Below are 20,016 nucleotides of genomic sequence, written 5' to 3'. Positions count from 1 at the left end.
GGATTTTAAACACTTTCAATGGGAAACTTCCGTCGCGCCCTCATGAGGGCGTAGGTTTTGGGGCGCATGAAAAAAAACGGATGCCGCCACCAGTATGAAAAAAAGTCGCGCACGCGGGGAAATTTTTTAACGGCCTCTGCGTAATTTTTTCGTCCCGTGACCATGTCCAAATACTTGAAATACTCTTTCACATAAGGCGGCGCCATGAACCCGCAAGGCACGCGCCACGGTTTCAATGAACCGATATAGTGCACGATCGCCGGATCCTCCCGGGCCGCGATGACCTCCGTCTTTGTGAAGCCGAGTGTTTTTGGAAATCTGCGGCGCGGATTGAAGTAGAGAAACGTAACATTCCATTTCAACGGGAGGTATTTGACATTGTTTCCGAGCGCGATGTTCAGCACATCCTGGTCCTGGTGCCTGAGCGAATCCCGGTGGCGGCTTTCAATTTCGACAAACCGGGCAAAGGGAATATCCTCCCGTATTTTCCGCAGGTTGAGCAGGAGCACACCGGCGTTGAAATAGCGCCGCGACGGAAAGATGGAGTCGTAGTTTTTTATTTTAACATGAATGAAATCCTCCACGACACCCGCGTAAAAACTCCCGACATCCTCCGCCCATAACTCCGCCAGATCGTGCCGCACCACCATGTCCGCGTCCAAGTATATAGCCTTCTCCATTTCGGGAAATATGGTCGGAATCAAAAGACGGTAGCATGTCTCAATGGTTATATGCTCATCCCTTATCTGCACGTCCTCAATGAGACGCTTGTCTATCCGGACGTATTCAACCTCGAAGTTGTGAATTTTCCGGACTGATTCGATTTCGCTTTTTGATTCGGCGGACAGCGAGGCGTTTAATATATAAAATTTGAGAAGGGATTTGGAATTGCACGCCGCCGAGGCGATCATGACACAGGCGTGCCTGACATACGCGTCATTGATTGCCAGAAAACACGGAATGGAGGATGTCATAATCTATTTTTGATTTTTATCTTACGCTTGCCTGCGACGGAACCCCGCAACAGTAAAAACTATATTAACTTTTTTTCACAAACGGTTTTCTGAATATTTTCCAAAGTATTTTGACAAGGCGGCGTCGGCGGCGAACCACATGCTTTAATCCGTTCAAATAGTGGCGGCGTTTTCTGTTTGTCAGCGCGCGCTCGGTGTAGAGGTCGGATTTTTCCGGCACGCCATCGACGCCGACCACATGGGGGACAACGCAGGAAAACGAAACCAGTCCCATTTCCAGAAAATAATACCATTTGTCGGCCTCCCACTTGATGGGCCACAGGTTTGCATGGAGCGACTCGGCCGCCTTTCGGTTCACCACATAGGCGTGGCTGTTTCCGCCGTCTATGTAATCCCGGATGGCGTAACCACCGGCAATTTTTTGACCGGATGACTGTTTGTAATATTGCGAGGAGACGAAGTAGATTTTCGGAACTTCGTTTTTGTCGATTTTCTCCAATTCGCCGAGGACGAGCGGGAGGTCATCCATAAGCAGGGCGTCGTCCTCCAACACAAGTGCGAGATCGATGTTCTCGTCGCACATTTTTTTGTATATTTTCAGGTGGCTGAGCGAGCAGCCTATGACGCCCTTGGTCATGTGGCAGGCCGGGTAATCATAAACGATTTTTTTGATCTCCTCGTCGGAAATGGCGTTCCCGTTCACTGCATCGAAGATTTCAAGGGGCAGGTTGTATTTTTCGCCTTGCGCGAGTATTTCGGCGCGCTTGTCCGTGCGGTGGGGAAGGTTTACCACAAAGATTCTCATGATTTTTATGTGAGTATTTGGATGAGGATGCAGAGTTTATCGTGTTTATTTTGGAAGCATGGAGCGCGGGTGCGAGTTCAAACCTGCGCCAGCGCACGGTCGATTTGGCGCAGCACTTCTTGCGGGGTGATGAGTTTCATGGCGCGTGGGTCGTGGACACGCGCGCTTCGAGACAAGGTTTCGGGATCGCGACCATGCACGAGGCGCGCGGCCTCGGCGAATTTGTCCACGCAAAACTCCGCGGCGCGATACGGTCCCGTGCGGCTCGCGGGAGCCACCGCATACAGGCCGACAACAGGCCGGGCAAATGCGCGCGCGATATGAACCGCGCCGGTGTCGGGGGCGAGCAGGGCGGCGCAACGGCTGAGCGCCGCGAGCAGTTGCGGCACGGTTGTTTGTCCGGTTAGGTCGATCACGCGGGTTTCGGGAGCGAGTTTTTCGCGGATGGCGTCCGCCATGGCGCGATCGCGCGAGGAGGGGCCGCCCAGCAAAACCGCGGGCAGGCCGTGCGCGCGCCATGTGGCGTTGATGACTTCCGCGTAGGATTCGGCGGGCCAGTCGCGCTCGGCCTTGCTGGAGCAGGGCGAAACGGCGAGCCAGCGTCCGGCGGGGAGCGCGGTTTGCGCCCATGCCTGAGCGTCCGGCGGTGGCTCCAATCCCCACGGGCCTTTGGTGTCCGCGTCGTTGAGATTTCCGCCGAGCGCCTCGGCAAATTGCAAAAAGCGATCCGCGATATGCGGGGGCGCGGACGGTTCGGGCACGCTTTCGCGAACAAAGAGCGAGTGCATGTCCCTGGCGCCCTTGCCGTAGCCGATTTTGCGGCGCGCGCGAATGCAGGGATAGATGAAATTGGCGCGCCAGCTCGCTTGCAGGCAAAACAGCGCGTCGAAACAGCGTCCCTTCATTTGCCTGCGAAGCGCGAGGTAGTCGCCGATGCCGCGCGGTTTTTCGATGACAACAAACTCGACGCCCAATCGCTCCAGTGAGGCCACGGCGGGGTGGGCAGCCTTGCCGATGATCCATGTGATTGACGTCGATGGCCATTCGCGACGGATCATTTTTATCAGCGGCGCGACCATCACGACATCACCCAGCGCCGAGAGCCGGACGATGCAGATCGAGCCAGGCGCGGCATCTGGCCGGGTGTTGGTTACGGGGGAGGTCACTTGGTTTGTTCCGATTCAAGTTTTTCCATTTGTGCGAGAACGTCGGCCACGGAAATGTCCGCCACCGTTGGCGCGGTGAGCATGCGCACCAAGGGATCGTGGTCGATCCGTTTGCGGGCGCCGAGCACGACAATTGCCGGACGCCCACAGGCGGCGGCCATGTTGACGGCGCCTGTGTCGTTGCCGATGCATGCGCGCGCCAAACTCAATGCCGCGGCGCTTTCCAAAATGGGCGCATGCGTGAGTTGCATGATGTTTCCGCGAAGCGTTTCCGGCACGGCTTCGATAATTGCGCGCGCAAAGGCATCCTCATTTGGTCCGCCGGAGAGCAGCACACCCTGGCCGCGCCTGGCGATCTCAGTGGCGAGCGCGGCAAAGTTGTCCAGTCCCCATTGTTTGTCGGGTTCCGATGTTCCGATTGAGAATGCGTAGAATGTCCGCGGCAGTCGCGCGACGACTTCGCGCGCCTTTTCCACCAGTTCGTTGGGGATGGTCATGCGCGGCACGATCGGTCCGTCGCACACGCCATGCGCGACGGCAAATGCGGTGGCGTTTTTATACACTTCGAGCGACGGCCCCTTGTAGGGCTTGATGTATGGGCCTTCGTTGAGAAAGAGGCGCTGCAGCCAGCCGAAACCATAGGCAGTGCGGCGCGGAATGCGGGCGAGCCAGGCGATGATGGCTCGATTCGGCCTGTGCGTGAAAAGCATTGCGCGGTCAAAGTGCCGCTCGCGAAGTTCGTGCGCCATTTTCCACATGCCGGAGAGTCCGCCATGTTTGCGCTTGGTTGCGCGGTCGTTTTTGCGGCGGCGGTGATCATAATAGATCACCTCGTCAAGCCACGGCTCGACGGACAGGATTTCGCGCGCGAGCGAGGATGGCTGGGAGATGACGGATACCTTGCCACCGCGGCTTTGCCGCGCGATTTCGCGAAAATAGGGAATGTGCCAGATCAGGTCGCCGATGCCCGCATATTGCTGCAGCACCACGGTTTTGGGCCGCGGATCGCCGGACGGGCCGGTTGGTTTTGCATCAGGTGTGTCGCCAGAATCGGTCATTTGAAAACAGGCGTTCATTTCACAAGCGCCGCGTTTGTGCAAGGTCGCATCAATCGACAAGAAAGGGCGCGTGTTGCGCCCCCTTGTTCAAAAACGAAAATCAATTTTTGATTTTTGAATCACTGTTTTTCGGCGTGCTCGAATTCGTGGACGCCGGAGCCAATCGTCCGGGTTTCGCGGTCGATTTCCTCGGCTCGCTTGAGGCCGTAGGCGCTCGATTTGCCGGTGACTTTCACGCAGATGCGGTCCAGCAAAATGTAGAGCACGGGAATCACAAAGAGCGTGATCACCGTCGAAAGCGTAAGCCCGCCCACGACCACAATGCCCATCGGGTTGCGCGTTTCCGCGCCCGCGCCGGTCGCAAACGCGATCGGCACCGCGCCGAGGATCGTTGCGATGGAGGTCATCAGAATCGGACGGAAGCGGATCGTGGCCGATTGGAACGCCGCCGTGAACGCGTCCTTGCCCTCGATTTGGAGCTGGTTGGCAAACTCGACGATGAGAATGCCATTTTTCGCCACGAGGCCGATCAACATGATGAGGCCGAAGCGCGAGAAGAGGTTGTCCGTCATCGGGGTGGCGAACCAGAAGCGCGTTGACCAGAGCACCATCAGCCCGCCCGCGATGGCGAGCACGACGCCGCTGAAGATTGTGACGGGGTGGATCCACGACTCGAATTGCGCGGCGAGAATCAGGAATGTGAACAGGAGCGCGAGGCCGAAGAGCATGTAGGTGTCGTTTCCGCTCTCGATGTATTCGCGCGTCTCGCCGTCCCACGCGATGGTGTAGCCGGGCGTGAGGAGATCGGCGCCCCTCGCGTTGAGGTAATCAACCGCGTCGCCGATTGTGAACCCCGGCGAGAGTTGCGAGGAGACGACCACCGAGCGCATGCGGTCGAAGTGGCGGTAGCTTTCCGCGACGGTGTCCTCGGTCCAGCTGACGAGGTTGCTCAACTGGACAAGGTTGCCCTCGGTCGAGCGCACATAGAGGCGCGCGAGGTCGGAGGGCGTGGCGCGTTTGGCGTCCTCGATTTGCACGACAACGTAATACTGCTGGTTGCCGCGCTGGAACTCGGTGACACGGCGGCTGCCGAGGAGTGATTCGAGTGTCGTCGCGATGTCGCTCACTTTCACGCGCATGTCGGCCGCCTTGGCACGGTCAATGCGCAACTGGAGCTGGGGTTTGGTCGGCGAGGGATCCACGCGCGGCTGCACAAAATGCCCGCTTTCCAGCATGTCCTTCACGAAGAGCGCGCCGAGGCGTTGCAGCTCGTTGAATTCGCTCCCGAGCAGAACCATGGTCACGCCCGCCGCGCCGCGTCCGCCGCCAAATGAACGCACGGCGCTGACGATGGCCTGGCCTCCGGTGACTTCGCGGGCGAACTGCCGGCGCAGATCGGCGCTGACATCCTGCGTCTTGCGTTTGCGATCCTCCCAAGGAACCAGCGTGGTGTAGATCCACGCGCGCCCGCCGTCGCCCGTGCGGTGATAGGTGCGGTCGATTTCGGGAACCTTGAGGACCATTTGCTCCATATCGTAGGAGTAGAGGCGCAGGTATTCGGCGGTGGAGCCGACGGGGGAGATGAGCCGGGCGGTGAACACGCCGCGATCCTCGGCGGGCGTGAGTTCGCGCTGGAGTTTTGTGTAAAGCCAGAATCCCGCGCAGGAGAAGGCGAGCGCGGCGAGAAGCACGAGCGCTTTGTTGTTCGTGGCAACGCGCAGGAGCCGTTCGTAGCATTTGTTGAACCAGACGAAGAACGGCTCGGTTTTGTCGTAGAGCCAGCCGTGTTTCTTGACGCCGTTGACAACTTTCACGGGGTGCAGCACCCGCGAGCAAAGCATGGGCGTGAGCGTGAGCGCGACGAACGCCGACACGAGCACGGCGACGGCAAGCGTGATGCCGAACTCGTAAAACAAACGCCCCGTCTGGCCGGATTGGAACGCGACGGGCAGGAACACCGCGGCGAGCGTGAGCGTGGTGGCGATGACGGCGAACGCCACTTGGCGCGTGCCAAAGATCGCCGCGTGGATCGCGTTCTCCCCGTGCTCCATGCGCCGGTAAATATTTTCAAGCACCACGATGGCGTCGTCCACCACGAGGCCGACCGCGAGCACGAGCGCAAGCAGCGTGAGGATGTTGATCGAGAAGCCGAGGATGGACATCACTGTGAACGTGCCGATGATCGAGACGGGAATCGCGACGAGGGGCACGAGCGTGGCGCGCCAGTTTCTCAGGAAGAGGAAGATGATCAGGATGACGAGCGCGGAGGCCTCGAGGATCGTCTTGTAAACTTCCTTCACGGAGCGCTCGACGAAGGTGGAGTTGTCGAACGCCACCTGCACGTTCACGCCGGGCGGCAGGTCGGTGCGCACGGCGGGGATCACGGCCTTCACGCCGTTGACGACGTCGAGCAGATTGGCGTTGGGCTGGCGCACGACGGCGACGCTCACGGTCAGGTGCCCCTTGAAGTAAGTCTCGGAGCGGTAATCCTCGGGCCCGAGCTCGACGCGGCCGATGTCGGAAAACTTAACCTGATAATCGCCGCGCGTGACGAGGACTAGGTTTTCAAAATCCACGACCTCCTGCATGCGGCCTTCCATGCGCAGGGGAAACTCGCGCGCGCTCGATTCGATGCGCCCGCTGGGCACCTCGACGTTTTGCGCGCGCAGCGCCGCCTCCACATCGGCGACGGTGAGCTCGTAGGCGGCGAGCCGGTCGGAATCAATCCACATGCGCATCGCGAAACGCGGCCCGCGCACGGTCACGGAGCCGACGCCGGGCACGGTCTGGATGCGCTGGATGGCTAGCTGTTCGACGAGCTCGACGAGCTCAAGGCGCGAATAGCGGTCGGAGTTGAAGGAGAGCGTGATGACGGGCGTGGCGTCGGGGTCGGCCTTGGTGATGATCGGCTCGTCGATGTCGTCGGGCAGGCGCCGGCGCGCGCGGCTCATGCGGTCGCGCACATCGTTGGCGGCCTCGTCGATGTTTCGGTCCAGGTTGAACTCGATGGTGATTCGCGAGCTTTCCTCCTGCGAGGTGGACTGGATGTTTCGGATGCCGTCGATGCTCGCCAACTCCTTTTCGATGGGCTCGGTGATCTTGGTCTCGACGACCTCGGCGGAGGCGCCGCGGTAGCTTGTGCGCACTGAGATGACGGCGGTGTCGGTCATCGGGTATTCGCGCACGGGCAGGCTCATGAAGCTGAGCACGCCGAGCAACACGACAAAAATCGAGGCGACCAGGCTGACGACGGGACGCTTGATGGATGTGTCGGACAGAATCATAGTTCGTCCCCTCCGAGCCTGAATTCCTTGCGCAACGGGCGGGGATCGAGCTTGCCATCCTGATAAAGAATCAACGCGCCCACGCCCGAGGCGACGACGCGGGAGTTTTCATCGACGGGCGCCTTGTTGTTGCCCTCCTTGATTATGTTGATCTCAACGAGTCCGCGAGTGCGCAGGCCGATTTCGACGGACACGAAGTCGGCGAAATACTCACCGCCGCGTTCGCGCACGACGACGATTTGCGGGCCGGTGGACGCGGTGACAAGGATGGCGCCCTCGGGCACGACGAGCACGTTTTTGTGCGTGGAAAGCTCGAGCTCGATGTTGACGAACATGCCCGGGCGGAGGCCATCGATCATCTGGTCGAGGTAACCCTTGACCTGCGTGGAGCGCGTGGCGCGGTCGATGATGACCGATGCGAAATACACCTCGCCATCCGCCTGCGCCTCGCCCTCGGTCGTGCGGGCGCGCACGCGGAATTTAGTGCCGGGTTTTACGCGCAAGCTGTAGCGCTCGGGCACTTGAAATTCGATTTTCAGGCGGCTCAAGTCGTCGATTGTGGTGATTGCCGTGGCGGTGACCGACGCGGTCACGTAATCGCCCGGTGAAACGGTGCGCGCGCCGGCGATGCCGTCGAAGGGCGCCTTGATTTCCATTTTGCTGACGCGCACGCGCAGGTATTCGGCCTCGGCGGTTGCGGCGTCAAAGTCGGAGCGGGCCTGGTCGGCGTCGGCCTCGGAGATGAGTTGCTGGGCGACGAGGCTCTGGATGCGCTTGAGGTTTTGCGAGGCGAGGGCGCGCTTGGCCTCGGACTGGGCGAGCTGGGCGCGCAGTTCGGCGTCGTCCACCCTCACGAGCAACTGTCCCTGTTTCACAAACTGGCCCTCGTCGAAAAGCACCTCGCGGATCTGGCCGGCGATCTCGGCTCGGATTTGCGCGGTTTCATTGGCCGCGAGCGAGCCGACGAGATTGAGCGTTTCGACAAGATCGCGCCGCTGGATTTGGGCAACCTCGACCGGTTGCATGCGAATTTGACCGCCTCCCTTGGGACCCGATTTTGCCGAGTCCCCCTGTTTGGTTTTTCCGCCGCACCCGACGAGGGAGAACATCGCGGCGACCGCGATGCTAAATATAACTGATTTGTAGCAACTGAGATAACGATTTAGGGACATTGGGAAAAATTACTCAAAAAAACCTCGCATATTCATGCGTGAGAAAAATGCGAATAGCGGCTAGACGGGAAGAGTCATGAAAAGTTGCTTTTTTGTTTGAAGAAAACAAGCGGAGTTTTCACTCCGGCGGTAATCTTCATTCGCAGAATGTAACAAACCGAAAAAATGTGTAAATTTTCACACGCATCATGGCAAACACGCCGGGCAATATTTGAAGAATCGAAAATCGCGGCATGCGGCTTCGCGGTTCCGAGTTTTGATGCGGAATAATTTTGATGTTTGAATTTTCGCCGCGATTTGGAGGACATGGATGTTTTCACTCAATGTCCGAAAAATCCTTTGCCGCAAAAACCACCATTCCGATCCTGCTCGGCTATTCCACGATTGGCTGCGCGTTCGGGTTGATTGTGCACAATTGCGGATATCCGTGGTATGTGGTGCTGCTCACAAGCGTGTTGATCTACGCGGGCGCGGCGCAATATGCCATCGCCGGCATGTTCGCCGCCGGCGCCGGCTATCTCGATATCGCCATCGCCATGTTTCTCATCAATTCGCGCCACATGGTTTACGGGTTTTCGCTGCTTGAAAAATTCAAGGGCACCAAACCCTACACGCCCTACTTGATTTTCGGGCTCACGGACGAAACGTTCGGATTGCTCAGCACCGTCAACGTGCCCGCGTCGCTCGACCGGCCGAAGACGTATTTCTACATCACGCTCCTCGACCAGCTCTATTGGATTCTCGGCGGGCTGGCGGGTTATTTCATCGGCGCGGCGATTCCGTTTGATTTTGAGGGCGTCGATTTTGCGCTTACCTCGTTGTTCACGGTATTGCTCGTCGAGCAATGGAAACATTGCGCCAACAAACTGCCGTTTCTAATCGCCGCCGTGTGCGCGGTAGCTGCGATCCTCATCGCCGGGCCGCGGCACATGCTCATCCTCGCGTTCGTGCTGGCGGTTGCGGGCATCATGATTTTCAGAAAGCGGGTTGAGCCATGCTGAACATGACCCAAGTCATTATTGCGACCTGTGTGGCCGCCGGGGTGACGCTTTTCACACGACTTGTGCCGTTTCTATTTTTCCGAAACCGGCCGCCCTCTCCCGGAATCGCGTATCTGCAGCGCTACATTCCGCCGATGACAATGGTGATTCTCGTCGCGTATTGCCTGAAGGATGTCGAGTGGCATGACATCGCGCGCGCGATCCCAGTGGTCGTGGGTGTGGTCGTGACCGCCGCGCTGCATTTCTGGAAACGCAATCCGCTCATCAGCATATTCACCGGCACCGCGTTGTATATGATTTTGATACGGGTGATGTGATTTCGAAACTTCGTTATTTGGTGAAAGTATTGAGTTTTTTTATAATTTGTTTGCATCGGTTTGATTGAACATATCGCAACCAAGTTTCACCCTGCGGCCCATGAAAGCTTTTTTCGCCAATTCGGCGTCAAGCGCATCCGGCTCGCGGGCCGTCGCGCCGAATGACGTCCAACTGACAACATCGCTTCTCCTCGATGTGCGCACGCCCGCCGAATTTGATCAGGCGCATATCGAGGGCTCAATCCTGAGTCCGCTTTCCTCGCTGGATGCCGAAATCATCGCGAGACTTGCCGAGGGCAAGGATACGTGCGTGTTGATTTGTCGCTCGGGAGGACGGGCGCGGAAGGCGGCTGAAAAACTGGCGGCGAACGGATTCGCGGCAACCTGCGTTCTCGACGGAGGCGTTGCGGCTTGGGAGTCGGCCGGACTGCCGCTCGTTCGCGGGCGCAAGGCGATTTCGCTGGAGCGGCAGGTGCGGATTGCCGCGGGCGCGCTGGTGTTCATCGGCGCGGCGCTTGGGTATTTTGTCCATCCGGCGTGGATTGCGCTGCCAGTGTTTGTTGGCGCGGGGCTGATTTTTGCGGGAATCACCGACACATGCGGGATGGGCATCCTGCTCGCTCGAATGCCGTGGAACAATCGCTGATGCGATTTCAAATCGAATAATCGCTTGTCGGGGAAGGGCCGTTTGCGGGGTTGCCGGGCGTGCTGGCCGCCTTGAGTTGCTCGCGGCGTTTGTCGTAGAAAAGGCGCAGGTCGGGGGAGTCGGTTTGCAGGAGGTGCGAGGCGCGCAGAAGCGCCTTCTTGGTGCTGGCGGTGAGGTTGGCCTCGGCGGGGAAGACGTTTTCACGTCCGATTTCCTTGATCGCGCCGCTTGAAACCAGGACGTCCTCCACGTCGGGATTGATGCCGCTGACGATGAGGTGGCGGTGCGTTTTTTGCAGATACTCGTGGAGCTGGAGGAGCGACATGACCGAGGTGGCGTCGAGGTGGCGCGCGTTTTTCATGCGCAAGATGACGACGCGGATGTTGCTGTCGGCGGCCATGAGGCGCACTTGCTCCTGAAAGAGATCGGCGGCGCCGAAGAAGAGCTCGCCCTCGACGTGCACGATGGAGATGGCGTCGTTGCGACGTTTTTCGCCCTCCTCGAGCTGGGTGAGCGCGCCCTCCTCGGTGAAGGTGTATTCGACGAGCGAGGGGGCGCTGGCCTTGCGAAGGAAGAGCGCGAGCGAAACGCCGATGCCGATGTAGATCGCCGTGTCGAGTTGGAGGAAGAGGCAGGAAAGGAGCGTGAGCGCGAACACGATCGCGTCGGCGCGGGTGGAGCGAAACGCAATGCGGATTTGCGAGGGGTTGATCATTTTGAGGCCGACACGAATGAGGTGCGCGGCGAGCGCGGCGACGGGGATGTAACCGAACGCGGGCGTGATGAAGAGCACGATGACGATCACGATGACGCTGCTGAACATGGAGGCCAACTGCGTGGCCGCGCCGCTCTGGTAGTTGGTTGCGGACCGGGCGAACGACGACGAGCCCGGCACTCCGCTAAAGAGCGCGCAGGCGATGTTGGCCGCGCCCATGCCGGCGAGTTCCTGTCGCGGCTCGACGGACTGGCCGCTTTTGGCCGCGAGGTTCTTGGTGATCGACGTGGCCTCGAGCATGCCGAGGATCGCGATGGCGACGCAGGTGCCGAAGAGCGATGGCATGACGGAAACCTCCGCGGCGGAAATATGCAGTCCGGCAAAGGCGGGGAGTTGCGCGGCGAGCGCGCCCTCGCCGCTGATGAGGGCAAAGGGCACGGTGCCCATGGCGCGCGAGCATATCCATCCGGCGAAGCCCATTATCACGAGGCCGAAAAGCGCCTCGGGCCATTTGGGTTTCAAGCGGCTCAAGATTTCAAAGACGAGCCATGTGGCGAGTCCTATAACGAGCGGAATCCATGACGCATGCCCCTGGGCAATGCCCTTGACCACGCCCCAAATATTGGCGCCGAAGGTGCCGCCCCGCGCCGAGGGAAGTCCGAAGAGATGATGCAGCTGGCTCGACATGAGGAGCAGGCCGATGCCGGTGCCATAGGCGACGACGACGGCGAGCGAAATGAATCGAGTGACCTCGCCAAATTGAAACAGTCCCGCAAGAAACTGAATCACACCGATCATGAACGCCATTAGCACGGCGAGCTGGATGGCGGAAAGTTCCAGTCCCGGATTCGCGGCGATAACGGTCGTGATGGTCGCCGCGGTGATAAGGCTGATCGAACTCGTGGGGCCGAAAACGTGGTAACGCGACGTGAAAAAAAGCGAGCCAATGAAACCGCCGATAACAACAGAGGTGATGACGGGGCCGGGCGGCAGCCCGAGTATGAGCGCGAAACCGATTGCCTGCGGAATCGAAACAAGTGTGAGCGTGGCGCCCGCGATCAGGTCGTGCTTGAACTTGTCGAGCGAATACTTGCGCAGCTCGCCGACAAAGGGCATGCGCAGTTTGAACACCTTGGCACCGTATGCCTGCGTGGCTTCGAGAAGTGTGTCGGGCGCGTCAGGCATGGTGAAAAAGTAGAAAGTAGGAGTTAGAAATTAGGAAGCGGGGCGCTTTCGCGCCACAGTGTCGTTTGGGTTCGCCGGTGTTTGGTTTTCTAATTCCTAATCTCTACTTTCTAATTTTTTCAGGCTTCCACGCCGAGTTTTTCGAGGATGCGCTGGAGGTCGCCGTTGCCGGCGTATTCGATCACGATTTTTCCCTTTTTGGCGGTGTGGTGGACGGCGACGCGCGAGCCGAAATGCGAGGTGAGTTTTCGCTCGATGGTCGCGACGGTGGCGGCGTCGGCGGGCGCGGTTTTGTTTTTGGCCGCGCCCTTGCCGGTTGCCGCTGCGGCGTGCTTGTGTTTTTGAACGAGCAGCTCGGTGTCGCGGACATTGAGCGCCTCCGCGATGACGCGGCGGGCGAGCAAGGCGCGTTGCGCGGCATCGTCAACACCGAGCAGCACCTTGGCGTGTCCGACGCTGAGGCGGTTGGTGGCGACATAGCCCTGCAGCTCGGCGTCGAGCTGGAGGAGCCGGAGCGCGTTTGCGATGGTGGGCCGTTTTTTGCCGACGCGGTCGGCCACGATTTCGGCGGTGAGTTTGAAGTCGCGAATGAGGCTGGCGTAACCTTGCGCCTCGTCGATCGGGTTGAGGCCCTCGCGCTGGAGATTCTCGATGAGGCCGAGGACGGCGGCGGAGGTGTCGCTCGCGGTGGTGAGGCGCGCGGGGATGGTCTTGAGCTTGAGAATCTGGAACGCGCGCCAGCGGCGCTCGCCGGCGATGAGCTGGTATTTGTCGCCTTGCTTGCGCACGACGATTGGCTGGAGAAGCCCCTCGGCGCGGATGCTGTCGGCGAGTTCCTGCAATTCGTTTGGCGTGATGTCCTGGCGGGCTTGCGTGGGACTGGGGACGACGCTGGTGACGGCGATTTCGATGAACCCGGGAATGCCTTGGTGTTGCGCGGCGGGCGCCGTGGATGCCGGCGCGGCGGTTTTTGCCGGCGCGGTTGCAGCGGGCGGATTTTTCGGGGCGGCCTTGGCGATGAGTCCGCCGATGCCGAGTCCGCGGCCTAAACGATTTTTTTTGGGAGCCATGTTAAAATGAATTGGGTTGCGAAATATGTTTTAGTTGACCGCGGGGGCGACGGGGGAGGCCGGGGCGGGTTCCTTGGCGCCGGGAATAAAAAGTTTCTGGCCGGGCATGAGTTTGGTGGGATCGGCGATGCGGTTTGCGTTGATGATGTCGCTGGTCTTGGCGCCGGTTTTTCTTGCGATGACGCTCAGGTTGTCGCCGGGCTGGACGGTGTAGCTGATGCCGTCCTTCGGATAGTTGTCGGAGAACGTGGGCACGGTGGCGGGTGCGTTGTTGCCGGTGCGCCGTCCGCTGTTGATGTTTTTGGCCATGGTGTTGAGCGCGTCGTTGGTTTGCTTGACGAGCTTGTCCATTTGCGTGCTGACGGTGCGGAGTGTGTCTGCCTTGGTCGCGACGCCGGAGTCCTTGATGAGGCGGTTGATCTCGGCGATGGCGTCGTGGAGCTGGTTGACGGTGGCGTAGCTTTGCTTTCCGGCTGCGGCCGAGGCGCGCGTTTCGCTGACTTCGCGCCGGAGCGACTCGACCTCGAGCTGGAGTTCGCCGACCTGCTCGCGGAGGCGGATGAGCTCCTGGCGCATGTTGGCGACTTCGACGTTGAGGCTTTGCGCGGGCGCGAAATTGACCGCAAAAATGATGGACGCGAGCAGGAGGCCGGCGCGGATGAATTTGGTCGGTTGAAACATGATTGCGCACATGTTGGGAAAAAACGCGGTGGAAAACAAGAGGGGAGGTAAAAGTGTTTTTGGCGATAAAAGCGGGGCGCGAAAACGCGCGCTTGTGCAAAAGCGCGCGGGTTGGCAGCGTTGCGGGCATGTCTTTGAGGGTCATTTTAATCGCGGCGCAATCGCTGGACGGGCGCATCACTTTTCATGATGTGAAAGGGGCGACGTTTGCCTCGGCGGCGGACCGGCAGTATTTCCGCGAGGTGCTGCGCGGGTTTGACTGCAGCGTGATGGGCGGGGAGACCTTTCGTGTGTCCGAAAAGGCAATACGCGGGCGCAAGGACGACGGCCGCCTGCAAATAATAATGACCCGGCGATCGGGCGCGACAGACCCGTGGGGGAGCGTTTCCGGCGTGCTGGAGTTTTCCCGCGAGTCGCCGGAAAAAATTATCGCGGGACTGAAGGCGCGGGGGAAAAAGCGATGCGCGCTGCTCGGCGGCGGACAAATCTACGGCGCGTTTCTGGCCGCGGGCGTGGTCGATGAAGTTTGGTTGACCGTGGAGCCGCGGATTTTTGGCGCGGGCGTGCCACTGACAACGCAGGCGGTTGATGTGAAGCTGGCCTTGCTGGATTGTGAACGGCTTTCGTCCGACACGCTGTTGCTGAAATATAAAGTGACGTGATTCTTTTTGGGGCGGGGCGCCGTGCGGAGGCTTGACTGTTTTCGGGTTGGCGAACTGCGTTGAACGCATGGAAGTCATTTTTCTAGGCACAGGCACCTCGCAGGGGGTTCCGATGATCGCGTGCGATTGCAAGGTTTGCACGTCGGATGATCCGCGCGACCGGCGCGCGCGCTCGAGCATTCATGTGGTCATGGACGGGCTGCATGTGCAGGTGGACGCGTCGCCGGAATTTCGCGTGCAGTGCCTGCGGGAAAACATCAACCGGATGGATTTTTTCATCCTTACGCACGGCCACGCCGACCACATCGCCGGCATGGATGATTTGCGGCGGTTTTGCGATTTGCGCGGCGGCACGGCGCTGCCGGTTTACACGACGCGCGAGGACGGGATGGCGCGGATACGCAGCATTTTCCCCTATGCGATTGGCGACCGTCCCGCCGCCGTTGGTTACGCCGCCTTCGATTTAAGGGAAATGCCCGCGAAAATGGAATTGCCGCAAGGCGTGATCGAAAGCGTGCCGTTGCCCCATGGCGCGCTGAACACGCTCGGCCTGGTTTTCACGGAGCGCAGCAGCGGACGAAAGTTTGTTTATTACACGGATTGCAAGGAGGTGCCGCCGGCGGCAATTGAACTGGCGCGAGGCGCCGACGTGGTGGTGCTGGACGGGTTGCGTCCGTGCCCGCATCCCTCGCACATGACGACCGCCGAGGCCGTCGCCGTGGCGCGGCAAATCGGCGCGCCGCAAACCTATTTGACGCACCTTACGCATCTGGTCGGTCACGAGGAGCTGATATCGCAGTTGCCGAAAAACGTCGCTCCCGCGCACGATGGCTTGCGAGTGGTGTTGTGACATCGTTATTATTCTCCACCAAACTAAAATTCGTTTTATCACAAATGATTACCTCCCTCAGAAAACAATCGATTTTTGGCATGTCGTGCGCGTTGGTGCTCGCATTTTTTGCAGTTGCCGTTTTTGGGCCTTCGCAAGCGTTCGCGGATTCGCGCGACGAGGAAATCAAACAACTGCGGGCGATGATCAACGCGCTCGATCAGAAGTTGCAGGTGCTCGAGCGCGAGCAGGCATTGCGCAAGGGGGAGACTGCGGTAACGCAACAAGTCGCCGCGCAACCGGCCGCGGCTTCGCAAGCAGCTCCCGCACAACCCTCCGCCGAGTCCACGGCAAAGGCGAAGGTCATTGTGGACGACAAGGGATTCACGCTGGCATCGGCGGACGATTCCAACCGCCTGCGTTTGCGCGGGCTCATGCAGGCCGATTCGCGCTGGTATGGCGACGGCGGCGCGAAGGGGCGCGACAGCTTTGTGCTGCGGCGCGCGCGCGTCATGCTCGAGGGGCAATTTTCCAATATTTTCCGGTTCCAATTCGTCCCCGAATACGGCGGCAGCAGTTTCACTTTGATGGATGCGAACGTGGCGATTGATTTTGCGCCCTCGGCGCAACTGAAGATCGGCAAGTTTAAGGCGCCTTTCGGTCTCGCGCGGTTGCAGTCCGACGCATGGGCGGCGCTTACCGAGCCGTCGTTTATCGCGCAGATCGCGCCGAGCCGTGACATCGGCGTGCAGCTCGGCGGCAGTTTTTTTGGCGGCGCGCTTGACTATCAAGTGGGCGTTTTTAATGGCGTGGGCGACGGGCGCAGCAATCAGGACAACACTGATTCCGATGACGACAAGGATGTCTACGCGCGGATTTTTGCGCATCCATTTAAATCGTTAAAAGACTCGCCGCTTGCGGGGCTCGGCATCGGCATCGCAGGCAGCCACGGGCGGCAGAATACCAGGCAGGGCCTCACCGCCGGATACCGCACCAGCGGGCAGCAGACGCTTTTCACGTATGCGTCGGACAACGGGGCGGGCAATTACGACACATCGCTTCCAACGCACACCGGCGAAATCTGGCGTATTTCGCCGCAGGCGTATTATTATTACGGCCCGTTCGGGCTCCTCGCCGAGTATGTAACATCCACGACGCACGTTCGTCCCAACGCCGGGCAGGACGCCATGCGAATCACAAACAAGGCCTGGCAGGTCACGTCGGGCTGGGTGCTCACGGGGGAAAATGCCAGCTACGACGGCGTCACTCCCGCGCGTCCGTTCAGCGTGGAGCGCGGCACATGGGGAGCGTTCGAGCTGGTTGCTCGCTATGATCACATCGACGTCGACAACGATGTTTTTCCGATTCTCGCCAACCCCGCGGAAAGCGCCACGGAGGCGGCGTCGTGGGGCGTGGGGCTTAACTGGTATCTGACAAGGGCCGTGCGGTTTTCGGTCGACTACAATCAAACCGATCCCAAGGACAGCGGCCTCGCCGCGCCCACCGGCACCGTTCTTAAAAAAGGGGAGAAAGTGATCCTGACACGCGCGCAGATCACGTTTTGAGTGTATGGTGGTCCCGTTTGATTAATAGTATTCATTTATATAAATAATAATCAATTTTGAAATTTACTTTTTATAAACATTTGGACGTTGCGTCCTTTTTATAAAATCTTCCGCGCCGGCGGCTGCTCTGGAAAACATACTCATGGCAAAAAAAATATACAACGATATCACCGAGACCATTGGAAACACTCCGCTCGTCCGCCTTAACCGGACTGCGGCGGCGCATGGCGCGCTTGCGGACATCGTGCTCAAGCTCGAATTTTTTAATCCGCTTGCCAGCGTCAAGGACCGCATCGGGTTTGCGATGATCGACGACGCGCTCAAGAGCGGGCGCATCAACAAGAACAGTGTGCTCATCGAGCCGACCTCGGGCAACACCGGCATTGCGCTCGCGTTTGTCGCCGCCGCCAAGGGACTGAAGCTCATTCTCACGATGCCCGAGACGATGTCGATCGAGCGCCGCAAGCTCTTGAAAGTGCTTGGCGCGCGCGTGGTGCTCACCGAGGGGCCGAAGGGAATGAAGGGCGCGATTGCAAAGGCCGAGGAGCTCGCGTCGAAGATTCCAAACAGTGTGATTCTCCAGCAATTTTCCAATCCCTCGAATCCCGAGATTCATCGCAAAACGACCGCGGCGGAAATCTGGCGCGACACGGATGGCGAGGTCGATATTGTCGTGGCGGGCATCGGCACCGGCGGCACGATCACCGGCATCGGCGAGACGCTCAAGTCGCGCAAACCCGGCGTGAAGATAATCGCGGTCGAGCCGGATGCGTCGCCTGTTTTGTCGGGAGGCCGGCCCGGGCCGCACAAGCTGCAAGGTTTGGGCGCGGGGTTTGTGCCCGCCGTGCTCAACACAAAAGTTTACGATGAAATCATTCGCGTGAAGGACACCGATTCCGCGCCCATCTCGAAGGAGGTGAACACCACCGATGGCATCCCCGTGGGCATTTCCTCGGGAGCGGCGATTTGGGCGGCGCTGGAAGTCGCTAAACGCCCTGAAAACAAAGGCAAGCTGATCGTCGTGATCGTGCCCTCGTGCAGCGAGCGTTACCTTTCAACATGGCTTTTCACGGACATCAGCGCCGAGTCGGACAATATTGACGACTTGCTGCGCGCCGGCTGGTAGCGCGCTTTTCCGCGAAGTGGTGCGAAGGGTGGGGCGGTTGGCGAATTGGCTCTAACGCTCAAAACGGCGCATCCACCCGCCTGCCGCGGCTCGGCTCTTGCATTTTTTCCCAAGTTGCTCCGAGGTTTGTGGTCATGATTTTTGATCCTGAAAAATTATTGCTCATTGCCGGACCGTGCTCGCTTGAGAGCGAGGGTATTTGCCGCGCGGTCGCGGAGGAATTGACCCGCATGCAAAAGGCACGGCCCGATTTGCGAATCGTGTTCAAGGGGTCGTTCGACAAAGCCAACCGCACATCGATTTCCGGTCCGCGAGGCACCGGCATGGACGAGGGGTTGCGTTTGCTCGCGCTCATCAAACGCGAATACGGGTTTCCCGTGCTCACCGACATCCACGAGCGCGAACAGGCGCGGCCCGTGGCGGAGGTGTGCGACGTGTTGCAGATACCGGCGTTTCTCTGCCGCCAGACCGACTTGCTCGCCGCCGCCGCCGAAACGGGACGCGTGGTGAATGTGAAGAAGGGGCAGTTTCTTTCGCCGCAGGAAATGGCGCATGTGGTCGCAAAGCTGCGCGGCGAAAAAAACGCGCAACATCCTGGGCGCGAAATCTGGCAAACGGAGCGCGGCACGACATTCGGCTATCAAAACCTCGTCGTGGACATGCGCTCATTTGCGATTATGAAGGCCAACGGGCTGCCCGCGATTTTTGACGCCACGCACAGCGTGCAGCTGCCCGGCGCGGGCGGGGGCAAAAGCGGGGGACAACGCGAGTTTGTGCGGCCGCTTGCGCTCGCGGCGCTCGCCGCCGGCGCGGACGGACTGTTCCTCGAAACGCATCCGAATCCCGACGAGGCGATCAGCGATGGTCCCAACATGGTGCCGCTGGGCGAACTGGCGGCCTTGCTCGACAGCTGCCTTGCAATCTGGCGTGCCGCGCGCGGCAACGCGTGAAAACACGGAACCCACAGATGCGCGCGCGCAAACGAACCGGCGATTATCAGTCCGCCGGGGCGGACGCGCGTTTTTTTTTGGCGCGCATTCGTTGACCACGGCATGAGCGAGGCATCCGCAGAACAACCGCAGGCTGCGCGGCATCCGCCGTTTCCGAAGGACGCCAAGTTGTCCGAGCAACTGGCCTATCTGCACAATGTGTTTGCGGGCAAGCCGATGTTGTTTCGAGACATGGTCGGCGTGCTTGGCGCGCATGCGCCGCTGCTGCTCATCATTTTGCTCGCACTGCTTTTCACCGTTCCCAATCCGATTCCCGTATCGGCGCCATTTGGGTTCGCGATTGTGGTGGTCGCGATTTCGCTTTTGCGCGGGCGCGAGCCGCGGTTCTCGGAAAAAATTCTCAACGCCCGTTTTTCGCCGTCGGTGCACGACAAGCTCGTGCGTTTTTCGGCGCGAATATCAAAGGGCATCGAGCGCTGGCTGCATCCGGGGCGCGCCGCGGTGATCCTCGCCACGCCGGCGCGCGAGCGCCTTCATGTGTTCGGGTTGTTGCTCGCGGGGGTGTATTTGCTGCTGCCGCTGCCAGTGCCGTTTTCGAACACATTTCCGGCGTGGGCGATCATGTTTGTGGCGAGCGGGCTCATCGGGCGCGACGGCGTGTTTGTGATGCTGGGGCACGCGGTGCTCGTGGCGGGCGTGTTTTATCTTGTGTTTCTCGGCGCGACGATGGCCGTTGTGATGAACCAATTGTGGGATTGGGTTACAGGGCTGTTTTGATGAGGGCGCACCGCGCGGAAGCGGCGTCGCGAA

At 59.7% G+C, this 20,016-nt stretch carries 19 protein-coding genes; 9 read left to right on the top strand and 10 right to left on the bottom strand.

Annotated elements, in window-relative coordinates; genetic code table 11:
* Positions 1-5: 5 nt before the first annotated feature.
* The 7 genes from CKA38_RS13705 to CKA38_RS15810 form a co-directional block, all read right to left on the bottom strand.
* Positions 6-974 (bottom strand): glycosyltransferase family 8 protein, encoded by a 969-nt coding sequence (locus CKA38_RS13705; RefSeq protein WP_108826062.1) that lies wholly within the window; start codon positions 972-974, stop codon positions 6-8.
* 64 nt (positions 975-1,038) lie between these two features.
* On the bottom strand, positions 1,039-1,779 hold the full coding sequence (locus CKA38_RS13700; RefSeq protein WP_108826060.1) for a glycosyltransferase family 25 protein: 741 nt from the start codon (positions 1,777-1,779) through the stop codon (positions 1,039-1,041).
* 77 nt (positions 1,780-1,856) lie between these two features.
* Complete coding sequence (locus CKA38_RS13695) at positions 1,857-2,945, bottom strand: glycosyltransferase family 9 protein (protein ID WP_152032879.1); 1,089 nt, start codon at positions 2,943-2,945, stop codon at positions 1,857-1,859.
* Positions 2,942-4,003, bottom strand: a complete 1,062-nt coding sequence (locus CKA38_RS13690) for a glycosyltransferase family 9 protein (protein ID WP_161554919.1) — start codon at positions 4,001-4,003, stop codon at positions 2,942-2,944. Before CKA38_RS13690 ends, CKA38_RS13695 begins: the two co-directional genes overlap by 4 nt.
* Positions 4,004-4,122: 119 nt before the next feature.
* Positions 4,123-7,287, bottom strand: coding sequence for an efflux RND transporter permease subunit (locus tag CKA38_RS13685; protein WP_108826054.1), 3,165 nt, complete (start codon positions 7,285-7,287; stop codon positions 4,123-4,125).
* On the bottom strand, positions 7,284-8,459 hold the full coding sequence (locus CKA38_RS13680; protein ID WP_108826052.1) for an efflux RND transporter periplasmic adaptor subunit: 1,176 nt from the start codon (positions 8,457-8,459) through the stop codon (positions 7,284-7,286). Before CKA38_RS13680 ends, CKA38_RS13685 begins: the two co-directional genes overlap by 4 nt.
* Positions 8,460-8,533: 74 nt before the next feature.
* Positions 8,534-8,767, bottom strand: a complete 234-nt coding sequence (locus CKA38_RS15810) for a hypothetical protein (RefSeq protein ID WP_161554918.1) — start codon at positions 8,765-8,767, stop codon at positions 8,534-8,536.
* A gap of 15 nt (positions 8,768-8,782) precedes the next feature.
* On the opposite strand from CKA38_RS15810, the gene CKA38_RS13675 reads away from it, so the two are divergent.
* The 3 genes from CKA38_RS13675 to CKA38_RS13665 all read left to right on the top strand — a co-directional run bounded on the left by CKA38_RS13675 (position 8,783) and on the right by CKA38_RS13665 (position 10,423).
* Entirely contained in the window at positions 8,783-9,460 is a 678-nt protein-coding gene (locus CKA38_RS13675; protein WP_161554917.1) for an AzlC family ABC transporter permease, read from the top strand.
* A 2-nt stretch (positions 9,461-9,462) separates the two neighbouring features.
* The gene (locus tag CKA38_RS13670; protein ID WP_108826599.1) at positions 9,463-9,777 is read left to right on the top strand and encodes a branched-chain amino acid transporter permease; all 315 of its coding nucleotides are present in this window, start codon (positions 9,463-9,465) and stop codon (positions 9,775-9,777) included.
* Between the two features lie 100 nt (positions 9,778-9,877).
* Complete coding sequence (locus CKA38_RS13665; RefSeq protein ID WP_108826048.1) at positions 9,878-10,423, top strand: rhodanese-like domain-containing protein; 546 nt, start codon at positions 9,878-9,880, stop codon at positions 10,421-10,423.
* Positions 10,424-10,430: 7 nt separating this feature from the next.
* Here the strand turns inward: CKA38_RS13665 and CKA38_RS13660 are convergent, their stop codons facing one another.
* The 3 genes from CKA38_RS13660 to CKA38_RS13650 form a co-directional block, all read right to left on the bottom strand.
* Complete coding sequence (locus tag CKA38_RS13660) at positions 10,431-12,323, bottom strand: SulP family inorganic anion transporter (RefSeq protein WP_108826046.1); 1,893 nt, start codon at positions 12,321-12,323, stop codon at positions 10,431-10,433.
* Positions 12,324-12,442: 119 nt separating this feature from the next.
* Positions 12,443-13,393, bottom strand: a complete 951-nt coding sequence (locus CKA38_RS13655; protein WP_108826044.1) for a ParB/RepB/Spo0J family partition protein — start codon at positions 13,391-13,393, stop codon at positions 12,443-12,445.
* A 30-nt stretch (positions 13,394-13,423) separates the two neighbouring features.
* The gene (locus CKA38_RS13650; RefSeq protein WP_236919048.1) at positions 13,424-14,074 is read right to left on the bottom strand and encodes a LysM peptidoglycan-binding domain-containing protein; all 651 of its coding nucleotides are present in this window, start codon (positions 14,072-14,074) and stop codon (positions 13,424-13,426) included.
* 128 nt (positions 14,075-14,202) lie between these two features.
* On the opposite strand from CKA38_RS13650, the gene CKA38_RS13645 reads away from it, so the two are divergent.
* The 6 genes from CKA38_RS13645 (at position 14,203) to CKA38_RS13620 (ending at position 19,983) form a co-directional block, all read left to right on the top strand.
* Positions 14,203-14,736: a dihydrofolate reductase family protein gene (locus CKA38_RS13645; RefSeq protein WP_152032878.1), complete on the top strand. Its 534-nt coding sequence runs from the start codon at positions 14,203-14,205 to the stop codon at positions 14,734-14,736.
* A gap of 67 nt (positions 14,737-14,803) precedes the next feature.
* Positions 14,804-15,586, top strand: a complete 783-nt coding sequence (locus CKA38_RS13640; RefSeq protein WP_108826040.1) for an MBL fold metallo-hydrolase — start codon at positions 14,804-14,806, stop codon at positions 15,584-15,586.
* 44 nt (positions 15,587-15,630) lie between these two features.
* Positions 15,631-17,130, top strand: coding sequence for an OprO/OprP family phosphate-selective porin (locus CKA38_RS13635; RefSeq protein ID WP_108826039.1), 1,500 nt, complete (start codon positions 15,631-15,633; stop codon positions 17,128-17,130).
* A gap of 142 nt (positions 17,131-17,272) precedes the next feature.
* Entirely contained in the window at positions 17,273-18,256 is a 984-nt protein-coding gene (cysK, locus tag CKA38_RS13630) for a cysteine synthase A (RefSeq protein WP_108826037.1), read from the top strand.
* 134 nt (positions 18,257-18,390) lie between these two features.
* Entirely contained in the window at positions 18,391-19,206 is an 816-nt protein-coding gene (gene kdsA, locus CKA38_RS13625; RefSeq protein WP_108826035.1) for a 3-deoxy-8-phosphooctulonate synthase, read from the top strand.
* Positions 19,207-19,308: 102 nt separating this feature from the next.
* A complete protein-coding gene (locus CKA38_RS13620; RefSeq protein WP_108826033.1) occupies positions 19,309-19,983 on the top strand; it encodes an exopolysaccharide biosynthesis protein in 675 nt (224 codons plus the stop codon).
* Positions 19,984-20,016: the final 33 nt, after the last annotated feature.

It is taken from the genome of Ereboglobus luteus (assembly GCF_003096195.1).
In the GTDB taxonomy this organism is placed as follows: Bacteria; Verrucomicrobiota; Verrucomicrobiia; order Opitutales; family Opitutaceae; genus Ereboglobus; species Ereboglobus luteus.
This window is presented reverse-complemented; position numbering and strand designations above follow the sequence as displayed.

Coding starts and splice junctions, on each gene's coding strand:
- CKA38_RS13665 (WP_108826048.1), top strand. CDS start 9,878: ATGAAAGCTTTTTTCGCCAATTCGGCGTCAAGCGCATCCGGCTCGCGG.
- CKA38_RS13685 (WP_108826054.1), bottom strand. CDS start 7,287: ATGATTCTGTCCGACACATCCATCAAGCGTCCCGTCGTCAGCCTGGTC.
- cysK (WP_108826037.1), top strand. CDS start 17,273: ATGGCAAAAAAAATATACAACGATATCACCGAGACCATTGGAAACACT.
- CKA38_RS13635 (WP_108826039.1), top strand. CDS start 15,631: ATGATTACCTCCCTCAGAAAACAATCGATTTTTGGCATGTCGTGCGCG.
- CKA38_RS13680 (WP_108826052.1), bottom strand. CDS start 8,459: ATGTCCCTAAATCGTTATCTCAGTTGCTACAAATCAGTTATATTTAGC.
- CKA38_RS13645 (WP_152032878.1), top strand. CDS start 14,203: ATGTCTTTGAGGGTCATTTTAATCGCGGCGCAATCGCTGGACGGGCGC.
- CKA38_RS13675 (WP_161554917.1), top strand. CDS start 8,783: ATGTCCGAAAAATCCTTTGCCGCAAAAACCACCATTCCGATCCTGCTC.
- CKA38_RS13655 (WP_108826044.1), bottom strand. CDS start 13,393: ATGGCTCCCAAAAAAAATCGTTTAGGCCGCGGACTCGGCATCGGCGGA.
- CKA38_RS13670 (WP_108826599.1), top strand. CDS start 9,463: ATGACCCAAGTCATTATTGCGACCTGTGTGGCCGCCGGGGTGACGCTT.
- CKA38_RS15810 (WP_161554918.1), bottom strand. CDS start 8,767: ATGTCCTCCAAATCGCGGCGAAAATTCAAACATCAAAATTATTCCGCA.
- kdsA (WP_108826035.1), top strand. CDS start 18,391: ATGATTTTTGATCCTGAAAAATTATTGCTCATTGCCGGACCGTGCTCG.
- CKA38_RS13705 (WP_108826062.1), bottom strand. CDS start 974: ATGACATCCTCCATTCCGTGTTTTCTGGCAATCAATGACGCGTATGTC.
- CKA38_RS13640 (WP_108826040.1), top strand. CDS start 14,804: ATGGAAGTCATTTTTCTAGGCACAGGCACCTCGCAGGGGGTTCCGATG.
- CKA38_RS13700 (WP_108826060.1), bottom strand. CDS start 1,779: ATGAGAATCTTTGTGGTAAACCTTCCCCACCGCACGGACAAGCGCGCC.
- CKA38_RS13620 (WP_108826033.1), top strand. CDS start 19,309: ATGAGCGAGGCATCCGCAGAACAACCGCAGGCTGCGCGGCATCCGCCG.
- CKA38_RS13660 (WP_108826046.1), bottom strand. CDS start 12,323: ATGCCTGACGCGCCCGACACACTTCTCGAAGCCACGCAGGCATACGGT.
- CKA38_RS13650 (WP_236919048.1), bottom strand. CDS start 14,074: ATGTTTCAACCGACCAAATTCATCCGCGCCGGCCTCCTGCTCGCGTCC.
- CKA38_RS13690 (WP_161554919.1), bottom strand. CDS start 4,003: ATGACCGATTCTGGCGACACACCTGATGCAAAACCAACCGGCCCGTCC.